Origin of the sequence: uncultured Shimia sp., assembly GCF_947493595.1 — a bacterium.
Lineage (GTDB): Bacteria > Pseudomonadota > Alphaproteobacteria > Rhodobacterales > Rhodobacteraceae > Shimia.
Genome location: NZ_CANLRL010000004.1, coordinates 20,306 through 36,265 on the forward strand (window position 1 = coordinate 20,306; position 15,960 = coordinate 36,265).

Here is a 15,960-nt window from a genome sequence, read left to right on the forward strand (position 1 = left end):
CACCAAGTTGAAATCATATGGTCAGATGCTGCCTAATTTTGGCCGGAATTGTTACTCAAACCAGACGCAGGCGTTCACGTTTGATTGGGATGTCGTGCCGTGAAAGAGCAGCCTCTAAATCGGCACGAGGTGGTAAAACATCTTGTGGAATCCGCACCTTAGCGTCGTCAAACATGATCAGAGTTATGCGAAAGGCAACGCCGAGACGGGTGGCAATATGGGCTGACTTGATTTGATGGAAGCCAAGCTCAGCCTCTTGGGTGACGTTTTTCCAACGAATGCCGATTTCGTCGAGCGCGAAACTTGCGGTGGGGTTGAAGATCACGTCGACAAGCGCGGGCACGGCGATAAGAGAGAGCACAACGACAATTGCCCAGTGCAAGCCAATGGCAAGCAGCCCGAGCAGGCCTGCGCTAACCAGGCACAGCATCACAATACTGCGTGGGTTACGGCCGTGATGAGTGTGTTGGAGAGTGTCCATTTTCATCGGCCTCCTGAGACATCGAGTGTGCTGCCGGTGATATAGCTGGCGTCATCTGACAGTAGAAACAGAATGGCGCGGGCAATTTCTTCTGCGGTGCCAGGACGTTGCATAGGAATCTTATGTGCCAGACGGCTGGCGCGGTCCGGTGCGCCGCCTTTAGCGTGGATCTCTGTGTCGGTGATGCCTGGGCGGAGACTGTTTACACGAATGCCCTGTGTGGCGACCTCGTCGGCCAGTCCCTTAGTGAAAGTGTCGATGGCTGCCTTAGAGGCGGCATAGTCGACATATTCATTGGCGGAGCCAGTGCGGGAGGCCACGGAGCTGACATTGACGATGGCGCCGCCGCCTTGCGCTTGCATGCGGATCACCGCTTCTTTGGCGACCAACATGGCGCCGATCACGTTGACATCAAACATACGCTTCAGGCGTGCGTGGGTGAAGGCGGTCACAGGTGCACCTTGGTCCACGATGCCGGCGTTGTTAGTTAGCGCATCTACGCGGCCAAAGCTTGCGTCGATGGCTTTGAACATGGCCTCGACCTGGTCGGGATCTGCCACGTCGGCTTGAAAAAGTTCCGTACGGACGCCCAATGCGCGTCCGGTTTCCGAAATAATTTCAGCGCCTTGCGTGTCTCTGCGGTAGTTCAGTGCGAGGTCATAGCCGGCTTTGGCCGCCAGTTTTGCGGTGGCCGCGCCAATGCCTGCGCTGGCGCCGGTGATCAGTAGAACTTTGGACATTATGCCTCCAGAATGCGGGTCACCATTTCGGTGGTGTCGCGGCTCAAACCATCCTGACCGGCGATGCGCTCAAGCTGTGTTTGCAAGTGCGCCTGCCGGTTGGCATCGTAGCGCTTCCATGTTTGGAAAGCGCTACACATGCGCGCGGTGGTCTGAGGGTTCACAGGGTCCAGCTTAATCAGCCAATCTGCCAGCACTTGATAAGCGGCGCCCGACTCGTGGTGGAAACCTGCGTGATGGGCGGCCATGACCCCCATCACAGAGCGGAAGCGATTGGGGTTTTTCCAATCAAAGTCAGCATGTTGGGTGAGGGTGGCGACAGTTGTGGCAAGGTCTTCGGGTTTGGCAAACATGACCTGCATGGAGAACCATTTGTCGATCACCAGCCGGTCGTCTTTCCATTGGTCATAGAAGGCTTCGACGGCATTTTCCCCTTTGCCCGCATCCAGCAAGGCGCCGAAGGCCGCGAGTTGCAGAGTCATGTTGTCCGCGGAATTGTATTGCTTCTTAGCAGCTTCGCCTCCGTCCAATCGTGTCAGCAAGGAGAGCGCAGCGTTTGCAAGGCTGCGCTTGCCAGCGGGTTCAGCGTCTGGGGAGAAGGTGCCTGCGACCTGATTGGCTGTGTAGATTTCTGGCAGCAAGTCTGCAAAGGCCTTGGCCTTGGCGTCGCGCAGGGCTTCGGTTGCGGCGTGGATTGCGGCCGGGTCTGGTGTGTGACCTTGTTTGTGCAGGATGCCCGCAAGTTCGGATTGCGACGGCTGCCCAAGCATCAAGGCGCGGTAGGCCGGATCAAGACTGTCGTCGCGCAAAAGTGTTTTGAGACCAGAGAGATAGTCGTCGTTGTGGGCAGTCCCATCCACAATCGTGCCAATCAGGCTGTCGCGTGCGAGATCGCGGCCCGCTTCCCAGCGGTTGAACGGATCGGTGTCATGCGCGAGTAAGAACGCGCGGCGGGCGTTGTCGATGCCTTGGGTCAACGTCACCGGGGCGGAAAAGCCCCGCAATACTGAGGGGATAGGGCGGGTGGCGTGGCCTTTGAAGGTGAAGGTCTGCTCTGCTTCTGTGAGTTCTAGAATCTCGGTGGGCAGCACTTCATCGCCATTGTCATTAAGCAGGCCCACAGCCACCGGGATGACCTGTGGAGCCATTGTATCCTGACCCGGCGTTGGAGCGCTGGATTGGCTCAGGTGCAAAGTGAAAATGTCGCCCTCGTATTCTTCGCGCACGGTGACTTCGGGCGTGCCGGGTTGCGAGTACCAGAGTTTGAACTGTGTGAGGTCGCGGCCGGTGCTGTCTTCAAAGACTTTGATCCAGTCCTCGATCGTGCAGGCCTGACCGTCGTGGCGGTCAAAGTATAGGTCGAGCGCTTTGGCATAGGCGTTGTCACCTACCAATGTCTTCAGCATTCCAATGACTTCGGCACCTTTTTCATAGACTGTCGCGGTGTAGAAGTTGTTGATTTCCTGAAAGCTTTCGGGACGCACTGGGTGGGAGAGGGGGCCCTGGTCTTCGGGGAACTGGCGGCCACGCAAGGCAAGCACGTCGTCGATGCGTTTGACTGGTTCAGAGCGCATGTCGGCGGTGAATTGTGCGTCGCGGAAGACGGTCAGGCCTTCTTTCAGGCAGAGTTGGAACCAGTCACGGCAGGTGATGCGGTTGCCGGTCCAGTTGTGGAAATACTCATGTGCAATAATGGCTTCGATGCGCTCAAAGTTGCCATCTGTCGCGGTTTCCGGTGAGGCGAGGACGCAGGAGCTGTTGAAAATGTTCAGCCCCTTGTTCTCCATCGCGCCCATGTTGAAATCATCCACCGCGACGATGTTGAATTCATCGAGGTCGTACTCTCGGCCGTAGACGTCTTCGTCCCATTTCATTGACTTTTTAAGGGCTTCCATGCCGAAAGCACATTTGTGTTCATCGCCGGGGCGGACGTAGATCGACAGGCGCACGTCTTTGCCGGACATGGTTTTGAATGTGTCTTCATGGGCAATCAGATCGCCAGCCACCAAGGCAAAGAGATAAGCCGGCTTGGGCCAAGGGTCGATCCAAACGGCATAGTTGCTGTTGGGCGTGACTGTCAGGTCGCTGCCGTATTCTTCGCCGTTGCCGTTGGAGAGTAGCTCTGGCGTGCTTTCGACGTCGCCTTCAATGCGCACGGTGAAGGTGGCCATCACATCTGGGCGGTCCGGGTAAAAGGTGATTTTGCGGAAACCTTCGGCCTCACACTGGGTGCAATACATGCCGTTGGACATGTAGAGGCCCTCGAGTGTGGTGTTGGTCTGCGGGTTGATTTCGACCTCAGCTTCCCAGGTGAAAGGGCCATCGGGTGCATCAACTTCGATGCCGCCGTCCACTGTACGGGGCGTAACGTCTGCGCCGTCGATCTTGGTGCTGATTAGCTTCAGTTGTTCGCCGTGAAGGAAAAACCGCTTGTCTGTGGCTTCAGGATTGGGGCGGAAGGCGATTTTGGAGAGCACTCGTGTTTTAGTAGGGTGCAGGCGAAATGTCAGTTCGACGCCATCCACGATGAAGCCAAACGGGGTGTAATCTTTCAGATAGATCGTTTGTGGCGCGGCGTCTTTCATCACGGTCTCCATTGGTTGCTCATCTTGGTGTAGCTTTTCGCGCGGTACCCGCAAGGGGGTAGGTGATTTTTCACAAAATGGATGTGCAGTTTCGCAAATCTATGGAAAAAGTTGAAAATCCCTTTGGGAAAGGAGGGTAAGCGGTTTTATTGCCTATAGAAAACATGTGCACTAATTGAGACGCGACGCCAGAGATGAGGAAGTTTCACAATGACCAAGAGAATTGAGCAGCACGGGCTGCAAATTGCCGACGAGCTCTATGATTTCATTGTGGGTAAGGCACTTCCTGGAACTGGCATCGTTGCGGATGCTTTCTGGCAAGGTTTGAGCGTATTGGCTCATGAGTTTGGGCCAAACAACCGCGCGTTGCTCGCCAAGCGGGAAGAGATTCAGAAGAAGATTGACGGCTGGCATTTGGCCCGCAAAGGTCAGGCGCATGATGCGGAGGCGTATAAAGCATTTCTGCAAGAGATTGGCTATCTGGTGGCCGAAGGCGAAGACTTTGCCGTGGAAACCGCCAATGTTGATCCTGAGATCGCGGCGATTCCCGGGCCGCAACTGGTGGTGCCGATCACCAATGCGCGCTTTGCATTGAATGCGGCTAATGCCCGGTGGGGCAGCCTGTATGACGCGCTTTATGGCACTGATGCGATGGGTGATTTGCCGTCCGGCAAGGGCTACGATTCGGCGCGTGGGGCGCGCGTGATCGCCTGGGGTCGAGATTTCCTAGACAAGACACTGCCGTTGGCTGAGGGCAGCTGGGCAGACATTGACGGACTGTTGGTTGAAGGTGGGCAGCTTGTGCCAGCCCTGAAGGCTGAAGGCGCGTTTGTTGGTTACGTGGGAGGCGCCGTCACGCCCTCGCGTATTTTGATGAAAAACAACGGTCTACATGTGATTGTTGAAGTGGATCGCACGGGCAATATTGGCGCATCTGACAAAGCGGGTATCAATGACATCACGCTGGAAAGCGCGCTGTCCACGATCATGGATTGTGAAGATTCCGTCGCCTGTGTGGACGCGGAAGACAAGGTTGTGGCCTATGGAAACTGGCTTGGCCTGATGCGGGGTGATCTCGCTGAAGAGGTTTCCAAAGGCGGCAAGACCTTTACGCGCCGCCTAAAAGATGACGTTTCCTTTACCGCAGCGAACGGCGCGCAAACCTCGCTGAAAGGCCGTTCCTTGATGTTGGTGCGCAACGTAGGCCATCTGATGACCAACCCAGCGGTGCTGGATCGGGAGGGCAATGAGATTGGCGAAGGGCTGATGGATGCGCTCGTGACCGTGATGATTGCGATGCATGACCTGAAGCGAGAGAGCGGCAATTCGGTGCATGGCTCGGTCTATGTGGTGAAGCCGAAGATGCACGGGCCGGAAGAGGTGGCGTTCTCGGATGCGATCTTTGCCAAGGTCGAGGACATTCTGGGCCTGCCGCGCAACACGGTGAAGATGGGCATCATGGACGAGGAGCGCCGCACAAGCGCCAACCTCAAGGAATGTATCCGGGCCGCAAAGGGACGTGTGGCGTTTATCAACACCGGGTTCCTGGACCGCACGGGGGACGAGATCCACACCTCTATGGAAGCGGGCGCTTTCCTGCGCAAAGGTGAGATGAAGAGCACGCCGTGGATATTGTCTTATGAGGATCGCAACGTGGACATCGGTCTGGCTTGCGGACTTCAAGGCAAGGCGCAGATTGGCAAAGGCATGTGGGCCATGCCGGACCTGATGGGCGCGATGCTAGAGCAGAAGATTGGCCATCCGAAATCTGGCGCAAACTGTGCCTGGGTGCCATCGCCAACCGCAGCGACGCTTCACGCCACACACTACCATGAGGTCGATGTGCTGGCGCGTCAGGAAGAGATTAAGGCGGGTGGTGCGCGTGGCACATTGGATGACTTGCTGGCAGTGCCGGTGATGGACGGGCAGAACCTCTCAGAGGAGGAGATTGCCGCCGAGGTCGAAAACAACGCGCAGGGCATTTTGGGCTATGTGGTGCGTTGGGTGGATCAAGGCGTGGGCTGCTCCAAAGTGCCGGACATCAATGATGTGGGCCTGATGGAAGATCGCGCGACCTGCCGGATTTCCAGCCAGGGTCTGGCCAACTGGCTGCACCAAGGTGTGGTGAGCGAAGCGCAGGTCATGGCGGCGATGCAAAAGATGGCGGCTGTGGTGGACCGGCAGAATGCCAATGATCCGCTTTATGCGCCGATGGCGCCGGGCTTTGACGGGATTGCATTCCAGGCGGCCTGTGACCTGGTGTTCAAGGGGCGTATTCAACCATCAGGCTATACCGAGCCGGTGCTGCATGCGCGGCGGTTGGAGCTTAAGGCACAAGCCTAACAATCAATCAGGTCGGGGGATGCCCCGGCCTTTTTTCTTTGTCTTGAATGATGTGAACGCTTCGGGGCTTTCTCATTTGGGAAGCGCGTCCTATGGTTAGCGGCGCAACAAGTCAAAGAGGCCAGCATGACGCGTCCTGTCGTCGGGATCATCGGCAACCAATATCTGATCAATGACCAATATCCGGCGCACGCCGGGGGAACCATGAATTCCGAAGCGGTTTCAGGGGTTTCTGGCTGTATGCCTCTGTTGATTCCGGCTGATCCGCGGTTTGTTTCAGTGGATGAGTTGCTGGAGAAATGTGACGGGTTTTTGCTGACAGGCGGGCGGCCGAATGTGCACCCTGAAGAATACGGTGAGGCGGCGACGGCGGCGCATGGGGAATTTGACCGTGCGCGCGATGCGATTGTGTTGCCGCTGGTGCGGGCCTGTGTGGACTCTGGGCAGCCGTTTATGGGGATTTGTCGGGGATTTCAGGAGGTTAACGTTGCGATGGGTGGCAGTCTCTATCCGGAAATTCGAGACTTGCCGGGGCGGGACAACCACCGAATGCCGCCGGATGGCACGTTGGAAGAAAAGTTTGCGCTGCGCCATACGGTGGAGTTCAGCGAGAACGGGCCGTTCCATAATCTGTTTGGCAGTCAGAAAGTGATGACCAACACGCTGCACGGGCAAGGCATCAAGCGCGCGGGAAGTCGTGTGATTATAGATGGTTATGCGCCGGATGAGACGCCAGAAGCGATCTATATTGATGGCGCGCCGGGGTTCACGATGTCGGTGCAGTGGCACCCGGAGTGGGATGCGGCGAATGATCCGGTGAGCCGTCCGTTGTTTGAGGCCTTTGGCGAAGCCGTACGGGCCTGGGCGCAGGGACAAGAAGCGCGGTCCATGCTCAAGTCTGCCTAAAGGTTAACCACCAAAACGGTGCTGATTTTCACGTCGGTATCTTGTCGGTATTGCGACTGTTTCGCGACTGTCCATAAATTTGGAATATGTATTCGTTAACGCCGTAGCGACCGCGCAATGAGATGGCGAAAGGGCTCGGGGCAGCGCCAGGCCCTTTGCTGATGTTTGCCTCAGGCGCTGTCTTGCATGTGCACCACGTCGCCCGTGTCACCCCGAGCCTTGCCCTCTTCGAGCGCTTTCACGGTGACAACGCCGGGCTTCTGGTTCTTGGTCCAGACTGTGGCGGCGGCAACCCGATCCCGATTGATCCGATCCGCGTATTTTTGCGCGACCTGATAAGTGTCAGACAGCAGGCCCTCGGCCAAAGTGGTTGGATTGAGACCAAGCTTGAGGAAGCTGGCGTTTGACACCCGCAGGTCGTTTTCGGCAGCTTCTTTGCGCGGGTTGTCGACCATGGCGACCTCGGCGCCGGTCAGGCGGGCGACCAAATCGGCAAGTTCGCGCACGCGGTGGGTTTCGGTCATCTGGTTGCGGATGACCGGGCGGTCACCTTTTTCCGGTGGGTTGGAGATTGCCAGTTCGATGCAACGCACGGTGTCGCGGATGTGGATGAAGGCGCGGGTCTGTCCACCGGTGCCGTGAACGGTGATCGGGTAGCCAATGGCGGCCTGCATCAGGAAGCGATTGAGCACCGTGCCGTAGTCGCCATCATAGGCAAAACGGTTGATCAGCCGTTCGTCTCGGCGGGTTTCATCGGTTTGGGTGCCCCAGACAATGCCTTGGTGCAGATCGGTCACGCGGATGCCGTCGTTCTTGGCGTAGAATTGGAACATCAGTTGATCCATGGTTTTTGTCATATGGTAGATGCTGCCCGGATTGGACGGGTAGAGAATTTCGCGGTTGTGGATGACGTTGTCGTCACCACGCACCATGATTTGTTGATAGCCTTCAGGAATTTCCAGGCCCGCGCCGTCGTAGCCATACACGCCCATGGTGCCGAGGTGCACAACGTGGGCGTCTAGATCAAGCAGCACCAGCGCGGCGAGAATGTTGTGAGTGGCGTTTATGTTGTTGTCGACGGTGTAGCGCTTGGGGCAGGCGCCGCGCATGGAGTAGGGCGCAGAACGCTGCTCGCCAAAATGCACCACCGCGTCGGGTCTAAGCTCGCCAAGCAGGATGGCGAGGTCGTCAAATTCCTGCGCGACGTCCAGTTCTACAAATTTGATGGTTTTGCCGCTGACCTCTTTCCAGGCTTCGATTCGCTCTTGCGTGGATTTGATTGGGGTCAGGCTGACCACGCCGAGGCGGTTGTCGATTTTGCGGCGCGAGAGATTATCCACGATGGTGACGTCGTAGCCCTGTTCGCTGAGATAGAGGGAGGTGGGCCAGCCGCAAAAGCCGTCGCCACCAATTACTAAGACATTACTCATACGCGTTCTCCTGATTTCAGGCTGAAAGACTGGATTTGCATTGTTGAGCTGGCGGTTTCCAGCCTCGCCGGAATGTGATTTGATCCAAAGAAGTCTCTTAAACGGAGGGTTGTGGAGCAGCTATTTGTGTTGCGCCCCTCGGATTTTGTGAAAGTAATGGAAGCGTACGGCGGCGGATAATCGGACGTAAAGCTTTTTTGTTGTGGCAAGTCGTGCTTGAGGCATCGGTTAGACTATCCCAAAGAGGCGCCTTGAGAGAGGCCGCAATTTCGGTGGCTGGAACTTTTCCGCACATTTTGCCTGCCCGCTTGGAAAGCGAGTTGTCCGGTTCTGCGTCTCGGAAGTCTTGTTCGGAGAGGCGGCCACTTGGGCTGTTAATGTACCTGCAAACCCAGTTGCCCCAGCAAGATCGCAGCTTGTTGCTTGGAGAGAATGGCGCCTTTGAAGCGTTTTAGGTCTGAGAGACGGATCCCGCCCAAGTCGGCGCCCCGCAGGTCCGCGTTCTCAAAACGGCTGTCGATCAGATGCGTGTCTCGCAGGGAGCAGTCTTCAAACACTGCGTCGCGAAAATCACATTGGCTCATATCCGCGTCGGTAAAATCCACCCGTTTAAGGGTCATTTTGCGAAACGAGAATTTGGGCAGCATAGCGAGGGCCAACAACACGTCCTCAAGCTCGATGCCAAGAGAGTGGGTTTCTCTGAGGTCAGCGCCGGTCATTTTGCAATTGCGGAATTTTGAATGGGTTAGGGTGGCGCCACGCAGATTGGCGTTGCTGAAATCGCCCCCGTCGATGGTGCCTTCGGAAAAGTTGGCGCCCTGAAGCAAGACACCGCTGGCGCGGCAGCCTTTGAAAGTGACGTCTTCCAGTGTGGCGCTTTTGAAAGAGGCCTGAGACAGGTTGCACCCCTCAAACCGCCAGCCGGTGAGGTCGAGATCGGAAAGATCGCACCCTACCAAGGTGCAGCGCGTGAGCGTGTGTGGCTGGCCGGTTCTGCTGGCGCGTTCAATTTCCGCCCGGGAGGGACTGCAATCAACAAACTGGTGGGTTTTGACAGTCACGCGCGGCTCCAGACACTGAAATGTGGGGTAGACCCCAAGCCATACGGCGGAATTTGCGGTTTGGGAAGGCCAAGCCGAATGCGGGAGCGGGAGCCGTGGCGCTCCCGCAATGCTGGCGGTCGTTTGTGTCTACATTTCACCGCCAGCGACTTGTAGCGTTTGCCCTCGGACGGAGTCGGCCATGTCGGAGCAGAGATACAGTGCAGTGTGGGCCACTTCCTCCGGTTTGATCAGGCGCCCATGCGGGTTCACGCCGACCATCATGTGGCGGGCTTCTTCCTCAGAACAGCCGGTGCGGGCCATGATGCTTTCGATGTTTTGATCGATGATCGCGGTTTCCACATAGGCCGGACAAATGGTGTTGAAGGTGATGGGCTTGAGCGCATAGTCGGCGGCCAGCGATTTGATCATGCCGTTTACGGCGTGTTTGGAGGTGGAGTAGGCGGGGGCGCCCTTTAATCCGCGCAGACCGGCGATGGAGGAAATCACCATGACGCGGCCCCAATCGGTCTGGTTCATCGATTTGAGGCTTTCGCGGATGGTGAGGAAGACCCCGTCAATGTTGATCGACATCATCTTACGCCAGAATGCCATGTCGGTTTTATGCAGGGCGCGGCCCTCGGCGATGCCCGCGTTGGCGACACAGATTTGGATGGGACCGCGCGCAGCTACTGCCGCGGCGACGCCGTCTACCACAGAGGCCTCATCCGCAACATCCATGGCGAGGGGAAACAGCCCCTTAGTGGCCGCCTCTTCCAACACATTGAGGCGACGGCCAGTGATGGTGACTTGGGCACCTTCTGCGGCCAGCGCTTTGGCGATGGCGAGGCCAATCCCGGTACCGCCGCCGGTGACCAATGCGTGTTTGCCCGATAGTGTCATGTCGCTCTCCCAATGCTGTATCGGGATCACCTTAGCGGGCGAATAAGACCGGACAAGCCTTCTGGTTGTTTGCGCCGCAGGGTCACAAAAATGGAGTAGGTGGTCAAAATGTCCGAAGCCGTGTGCGGAAAATGCGCTTGAAATGGCATTTCGGGCAAAACTCCTGTCCTTTTTTGGGCGTGGCATGCGGCTTTCTGGCCCTTTTTGACGCACGGCGGATCTGCATCATTGCAGTGTATCAACGGATCGTTAAACCAAGAGACATGAGACAACGACGCGTAAAGATAATACCAATTTGGGGCCGGTCGGTGCGCTGGCGCTTTGGTCCGTGCCGGAAAGGGATGGGCCAATGAGGGTTTTGCGGTCGATTGATATTCCGCCGGTCTGGTTGCTGGCGGGTTTAGCGGTGGCGTGGCTGCAAGCCAACCATTGGTCCATGGGGCTGAGCTTTGGTCCGGTCTGGGCGGACCTGCTGGGCGGGGTGTTGGTTGGCGGCGGTGTGGTTCTGACCGCATTGGCGGTTGTTGAGATGCGAAGGCATCAGACCACAATACATCCGCACCATGACAGTGCTCGCCTTGTACAAAGCGGCATTTTCAAGCGCAGCCGCAATCCGATCTATCTCGCAGATGTGATGATCCTTGCGGGGCTGATCCTCTACTGGGATGCGGTGCTGGCCCTACCTTTGGTGCCGGTGTTCCTGTGGATTTTGGAAAAACGCTTTGTCATTCCAGAAGAAAATCGTCTGCGGAAGACATTTCGGATGGATTTTGCGCGCTATTGCGAGAAAGTGCGCAGGTGGGTGTGATGCCGTTGCGTCGCAGAAATACGGTAAGTTGCTTGTTTGCTTGTGCAGCAATTCAGGTGGCGTTAAAACATTATGCAAGTGCAGCATGGTCTGCGTGAAACATTATTGCTCTGACTCTGAAGGGGGATAAGAAAGGTGAAGATAGGTACACCAAAAGAGGTGTTTGACGGTGAGAACCGGGTCGCGATGACTCCGGACTCTGCCAAACAGCTCCAGAAGCTCGGTTATGAGTGCGCCATTGAAAGTGGCGCCGGTGCCGGTGCGGGATTTTCGGACGCCTCCTATGAGGCAGCCGGTGTTGAGGTTATCAAGACCGCAGCGGCTCTCTGGAAAGCGTCTGACATTGTCGCCAAAGTGCGCCAACCGGATGCTGCGGAACTCAAGCGCCTGACCAAGGACAAAACGCTGATCTCCTTCTTCAACCCGGCAGGGAACGAAGACGGCATGGAAGCGGCGAAGGCCAAAGGCGCCAACGTGATTGCCATGGAAATGGTGCCACGCATTTCGCGCGCGCAGAAGATGGACGCGCTGTCCTCTATGGCCAACATCGCGGGTTACCGCGCAGTGATCGAAGCTGGCAACAACTTTGGCCGCTTCTTCACCGGTCAGATCACCGCCGCAGGCAAAGTGCCGCCCGCAAAGGTTCTGGTTGTGGGCGCCGGTGTGGCCGGTTTGGCCGCGATTGGCACCTCGACCTCTTTGGGCGCGATCACCTATGCGTTTGACGTGCGTCCGGAAGTGGCGGAGCAGGTTGAATCGATGGGTGCTGAGTTTGTTTACCTCGACTTTGAGGAAGAACAGGCCGATGGCGCGGCAACAGGGGGCTATGCCTCTGTGTCCAGCCCGGAGTTCCGCGAAGCACAGCTGGCAAAATTCCGTGAGCTGGCCCCGGAAGTGGATATCGTGATCACCACCGCGTTGATCCCAAACCGCGAAGCACCGGAGCTGTGGACCGAAGACATGGTTGCTTCGATGAAGCCGGGTTCGGTGATTGTCGATCTGGCAGCGGAAAAGGGCGGCAACTGTAAGCTGACCGTGATGGACGAGAAGATCGTGACCGAGAATGGCGTGACCATCATCGGCTACACAGACTTCCCATCCCGTATGGCGGCACAGTCTTCCAGCCTATATGCAACCAACATCCGTCACATGATGACTGACCTGACTCCTGAGAAAGACGGTCAGATCAACCACGACATGGAAGACGATGTGATCCGCGGCGCGACCGTGACCTTTGAAGGCGACATCACCTTCCCACCACCCCCACCAAAAGTGGCGGCAATTGCGGCCAAGCCAAAAGAAGTTGTGCCGGAACTGACACCGGAAGAAAAACGTGCGGCCGAAGTGGCGGCGTTCAAAGCGCAAACCAAACAGCAGGTGATGCTGTTGGGCGGCGGCGGGGCCTTGATCCTGTTGCTGGGTCTTGTGGCTCCGGCCAGCTTTATGCAGCACTTCATTGTGTTTGCATTGGCCTGTTTTGTCGGCTTCCAGGTGATCTGGGGCGTGGCGCACTCGCTGCACACACCTTTGATGGCTGTGACCAACGCGATCTCCTCGATCATCATCTTGGGGGCTCTCATGCAGATTGGCTCTGGCAGCTTCCTTGTGATCCTGCTGGCGGCGCTCTCTGTCTTCATGGCCGGGATCAACATCTTCGGCGGTTTCCTCGTGACACGGCGCATGCTCGCCATGTTCCAGAAGTCCTAAGGAGGTCTGAGCAATGGAATACGGTTTTACGACCGCAGCTTACGTTGTTGCGGCAGTGCTCTTCATCCTCTCCTTGGGGGGGCTGAGCAATCAGGAAAGCGCCAAGCGCGCGGTGTGGTACGGCATTTCCGGCATGGCGCTGGCGGTGTTTGCCACATTGATCGGCCCCGGTGCGGGGCTGTGGTGGCTGTCCATTCCGCTGATCGCGGCGGGCGGTGTGATTGGCTATCAGCTGGCGTCCAAGGTCGAGATGACCCAGATGCCGGAGCTGGTGGCTGGCATGCACGCGCTGGTTGGTCTGGCGGCAGTGTTTGTGGGCTTCAATGCACATTTTGAGATTGGCAACGCGGCGGAAGCTGTGGCGGCAGGTCCGGATGCGGTGAAAGAGCTTGGCACCTTTGGCAAGCTGATTGCCAAGAAATCCGGCGTTGAGATCAGCATTCTGCTGGTGGAGCTAAGCTTGGGTGTCTGGATTGGTGCGGTAACTTTCACGGGCTCCGTGATTGCTTATGGCAAACTGTCCGGCAAAGTGTCCTCCAACGCTGAAAAGCTGCCAGGTGGTCACTTGCTGAACGCGGGTGCCGCAGGTCTCTCTTTGCTTTGCCTGATCTGGTATCTGAACACCGGTGGTTTCCTGCCACTGCTGATCCTGACCATTGCGGCGCTGTTCATCGGTTATCACCTGATCATGGGTATCGGTGGCGCGGACATGCCGGTGGTTGTTTCCATGCTGAACAGCTACTCTGGCTGGGCGGCTGCGGCGATTGGTTTCTCGCTGGGCAACGACCTGTTGATTGTGGTTGGTGCGCTTGTGGGCTCCTCCGGTGCAATCCTGTCCTACATCATGTGTAAGGCGATGAACCGCTCTTTTGTGTCGGTGATCCTTGGCGGCTTTGGTGGGACCACTGGTCCGGCCATGGAAGTGGAAGGCGAGCAGATCGCGATTGAAGCGGATGGTGTTGCCAGCGCGCTTGAAGATGCGGACAGCGTTGTGATTATCCCGGGCTATGGCATGGCGGTAGCACAGGCACAGCAGAACGTGGCGGAGCTGACCCGTCGTCTGCGCGCCAAAGGCAAAGAGGTGCGGTTTGCAATCCACCCGGTTGCGGGTCGTCTGCCTGGGCACATGAACGTGCTGTTGGCCGAAGCCAAGGTGCCCTATGACATCGTGCTGGAGATGGACGAGATCAACGATGACTTCCCGGATACGGATGTGGCCATCGTGATTGGCTCCAACGACATCGTGAACCCGGCAGCTCAGGAAGATCCGAACAGCCCCATCGCGGGGATGCCGGTACTGGAATGCTGGAAAGCCAAGCAGGTGTTTGTGTCTAAGCGTGGTCAGGGGACCGGCTACTCCGGCATCGAAAACCCGCTGTTCTTCAAAGAGAACACACGCATGTTCTATGGTGACGCGAAAGCCAGCCTCGATAAGTTGCTGGGTATGATTGAGTAATTGATCACTGCCATAGAGTGTGGAAAGGGCGCCCTAGAACGGGGCGCCCTTTTTATGTGCGGTGGTGAAAGTGGAAAGCAAGGAAGCCTCCGGCGGGGATATTTGGTGAATGAGAAGCCAGGGGCGTGTTGGCTCCTGCCGTTTTCGCATTCTTGAAATATCCCGGGGAAGACACAGCTTGCTGTGGCAGGGGTAGCGCCCCTCAAGGCTCAAGCCTGTGGGCTTGAGCCACGCTGATATCTCAGGCGGTTTGCAAGCGGGCTTCTTGGCGCATGAGTGTAAAGGAGGCTCCGACGATCAGGGCGGCGCCCAACCACAGGCTGCCGGGCGGAGCGTAGCCAAAGACCACCAGGCCGAGACCGACGTTGAACGGCAGTTTGAGGTGGTCAAATGGTTGCAGATAGGCGGCGTCAGCGATGCTGTAGGCGCGGGCCAAGGCGTATTGCGCGATTGCGGTGCAAAGGCCTGCGCCAACCAAAAGGACACCAGCCGTGAGGCCCTCAAAGCCGAGACCTGCATCCAGCGCCAAGCCGGCGTTGATCGGGGTGAGCAACATCAGTAAATAGAGCGTCAAAGTGGCCGGGCCTTCGGTGGTGCTCATTTGTTTGGTCATCAGGCTTGTGAGGCCCCAGAAAATCGCGGCGCCAACCGGATAGAGCGCGTGTGGCGTGAAAGCATCTGACCACGGGGCCAGAATGATCATACCGCCGATGAAGCCGATCACCACTGCGCCCCAGCGGTGGGCGGAGACCTGTTCACCGAGCCAGAGGCTGGCCAGGACGGTCACAAAGAATGGCGACAACATGATCAGGGCAATGGCCTGCCAGATCGGTACGTGCGCCAAGCCGGTTACCCAAAGCTGCACGCCAATCACCGCGCAGCCCACGCGCAGCAGGTGTTTGAGCGGGGCTTTTGTGCGTAAGGCGTCTGGAGATTTGAGGGCAATCCAAGGCACAAGCCAGAGCGTGGCGATCAGATATTGCCAGAAGGCGACCCGGGTGGGGGGCAGGCCCATTTTCATCGTGCCCCACTGCACGACGGTGTTGACCACGGCGAACAGAAATCCGGCAAAAATCATAAGGAAAGCCCCGGCGGTGGCCGGGCGGGTATTTCTAAAAATGCGAGTCATGGCGTTGTCCTTTCGTCTGCGCTCACAACTCAAGGCAAAACAGGACAGGCCAAACAGCGCCGTTGCCAGCACTGTTCAGGTTCTTCCCGCTCTCTTCCATCCGGACTGTGACCGTCGGCTCAGGAGTTGCACCTGATCTGCTGACACTTTCTTATTGGCTCCGCATCTTGTCCCAAAACCGGTTCCCACTTTTGGGGATGAGGACGCGTTCCAACAAAAAAAGCCGCTCGCGGGCTTACAGCAAAGCTGCTTACCGCCGGTGGGGAATTTCGCCCCGCCCTGAGAACGTTACGGCCCGGAGATGGGCCGCAGCGGTAGGGATAGGCGGGGGCATGGGGGAGAGCAAGGGGGCAAATGTTAGCGATCTCATTTGTAGTGCCCGGTTGGTATGCGGTGGTATTCCGGCAAGTGCTTGAAAATGAACAAAAACAT

General features: G+C 57.3%; 12 protein-coding genes and 1 riboswitch. Of the genes, 5 read left to right on the forward strand and 7 right to left on the reverse strand.

The genetic code is table 11. The features are described from left to right. Positions 1–55: 55 nt before the first annotated feature. Genes Q0955_RS11530 through pepN form a run of 3 tightly spaced genes read right to left on the reverse strand, consistent with a single transcriptional unit; the run spans position 56 to position 3,806 of the window. A complete protein-coding gene (locus Q0955_RS11530) occupies positions 56–481 on the reverse strand; it encodes a hypothetical protein (RefSeq protein WP_299424409.1) in 426 nt (141 codons plus the stop codon). Between the two features lie 2 nt (positions 482–483). After that, positions 484–1,221, reverse strand: coding sequence for an SDR family oxidoreductase (locus Q0955_RS11535; RefSeq protein ID WP_299424410.1), 738 nt, complete (start codon positions 1,219–1,221; stop codon positions 484–486). After that, complete coding sequence (gene pepN / locus Q0955_RS11540; protein WP_299424412.1) at positions 1,221–3,806, reverse strand: aminopeptidase N; 2,586 nt, start codon at positions 3,804–3,806, stop codon at positions 1,221–1,223. The genes Q0955_RS11535 and pepN overlap by 1 nt, the downstream gene beginning before the upstream one ends. A 210-nt stretch (positions 3,807–4,016) precedes the next feature. Here pepN and Q0955_RS11545 point away from each other — a divergent pair, with 210 nt between their 5' ends. Continuing rightward, positions 4,017–6,149: a malate synthase G gene (locus Q0955_RS11545; RefSeq protein WP_299424413.1), complete on the forward strand. Its 2,133-nt coding sequence runs from the start codon at positions 4,017–4,019 to the stop codon at positions 6,147–6,149. 126 nt (positions 6,150–6,275) lie between these two features. After that, positions 6,276–7,055: a gamma-glutamyl-gamma-aminobutyrate hydrolase family protein gene (locus tag Q0955_RS11550; RefSeq protein ID WP_299424414.1), complete on the forward strand. Its 780-nt coding sequence runs from the start codon at positions 6,276–6,278 to the stop codon at positions 7,053–7,055. A gap of 170 nt (positions 7,056–7,225) precedes the next feature. Here the strand turns inward: Q0955_RS11550 and Q0955_RS11555 are convergent, their stop codons facing one another. From Q0955_RS11555 to Q0955_RS11565, 3 genes are all read right to left on the reverse strand, one after another. Continuing rightward, positions 7,226–8,485, reverse strand: coding sequence for an NAD-dependent epimerase/dehydratase family protein (locus Q0955_RS11555; protein WP_299424416.1), 1,260 nt, complete (start codon positions 8,483–8,485; stop codon positions 7,226–7,228). Between the two features lie 374 nt (positions 8,486–8,859). Beyond that, positions 8,860–9,546 carry a pentapeptide repeat-containing protein gene (locus Q0955_RS11560; RefSeq protein WP_299424417.1) on the reverse strand — a complete coding sequence of 229 codons (687 nt, stop codon included), beginning with the start codon at positions 9,544–9,546 and terminating at the stop codon, positions 8,860–8,862. Between the two features lie 129 nt (positions 9,547–9,675). After that, entirely contained in the window at positions 9,676–10,428 is a 753-nt protein-coding gene (locus Q0955_RS11565) for an SDR family oxidoreductase (protein ID WP_299424419.1), read from the reverse strand. A 349-nt stretch (positions 10,429–10,777) separates the two neighbouring features. Here Q0955_RS11565 and Q0955_RS11570 point away from each other — a divergent pair, with 349 nt between their 5' ends. The 3 genes from Q0955_RS11570 to Q0955_RS11580 all read left to right on the forward strand — a co-directional run bounded on the left by Q0955_RS11570 (position 10,778) and on the right by Q0955_RS11580 (position 14,399). After that, complete coding sequence (locus tag Q0955_RS11570; protein WP_299424421.1) at positions 10,778–11,236, forward strand: isoprenylcysteine carboxylmethyltransferase family protein; 459 nt, start codon at positions 10,778–10,780, stop codon at positions 11,234–11,236. Positions 11,237–11,371: 135 nt separating this feature from the next. Next, positions 11,372–12,943, forward strand: coding sequence for a Re/Si-specific NAD(P)(+) transhydrogenase subunit alpha (locus Q0955_RS11575; protein WP_299424422.1), 1,572 nt, complete (start codon positions 11,372–11,374; stop codon positions 12,941–12,943). A gap of 13 nt (positions 12,944–12,956) precedes the next feature. After that, a complete protein-coding gene (locus Q0955_RS11580) occupies positions 12,957–14,399 on the forward strand; it encodes an NAD(P)(+) transhydrogenase (Re/Si-specific) subunit beta (RefSeq protein WP_299424424.1) in 1,443 nt (480 codons plus the stop codon). A gap of 241 nt (positions 14,400–14,640) precedes the next feature. Here Q0955_RS11580 and Q0955_RS11585 read toward each other — a convergent pair whose 3' ends face one another. Further along, positions 14,641–15,528: a DMT family transporter gene (locus Q0955_RS11585; protein ID WP_299424426.1), complete on the reverse strand. Its 888-nt coding sequence runs from the start codon at positions 15,526–15,528 to the stop codon at positions 14,641–14,643. 84 nt (positions 15,529–15,612) lie between these two features. Then, positions 15,613–15,819: riboswitch (FMN riboswitch) on the reverse strand. Positions 15,820–15,960: the final 141 nt, after the last annotated feature.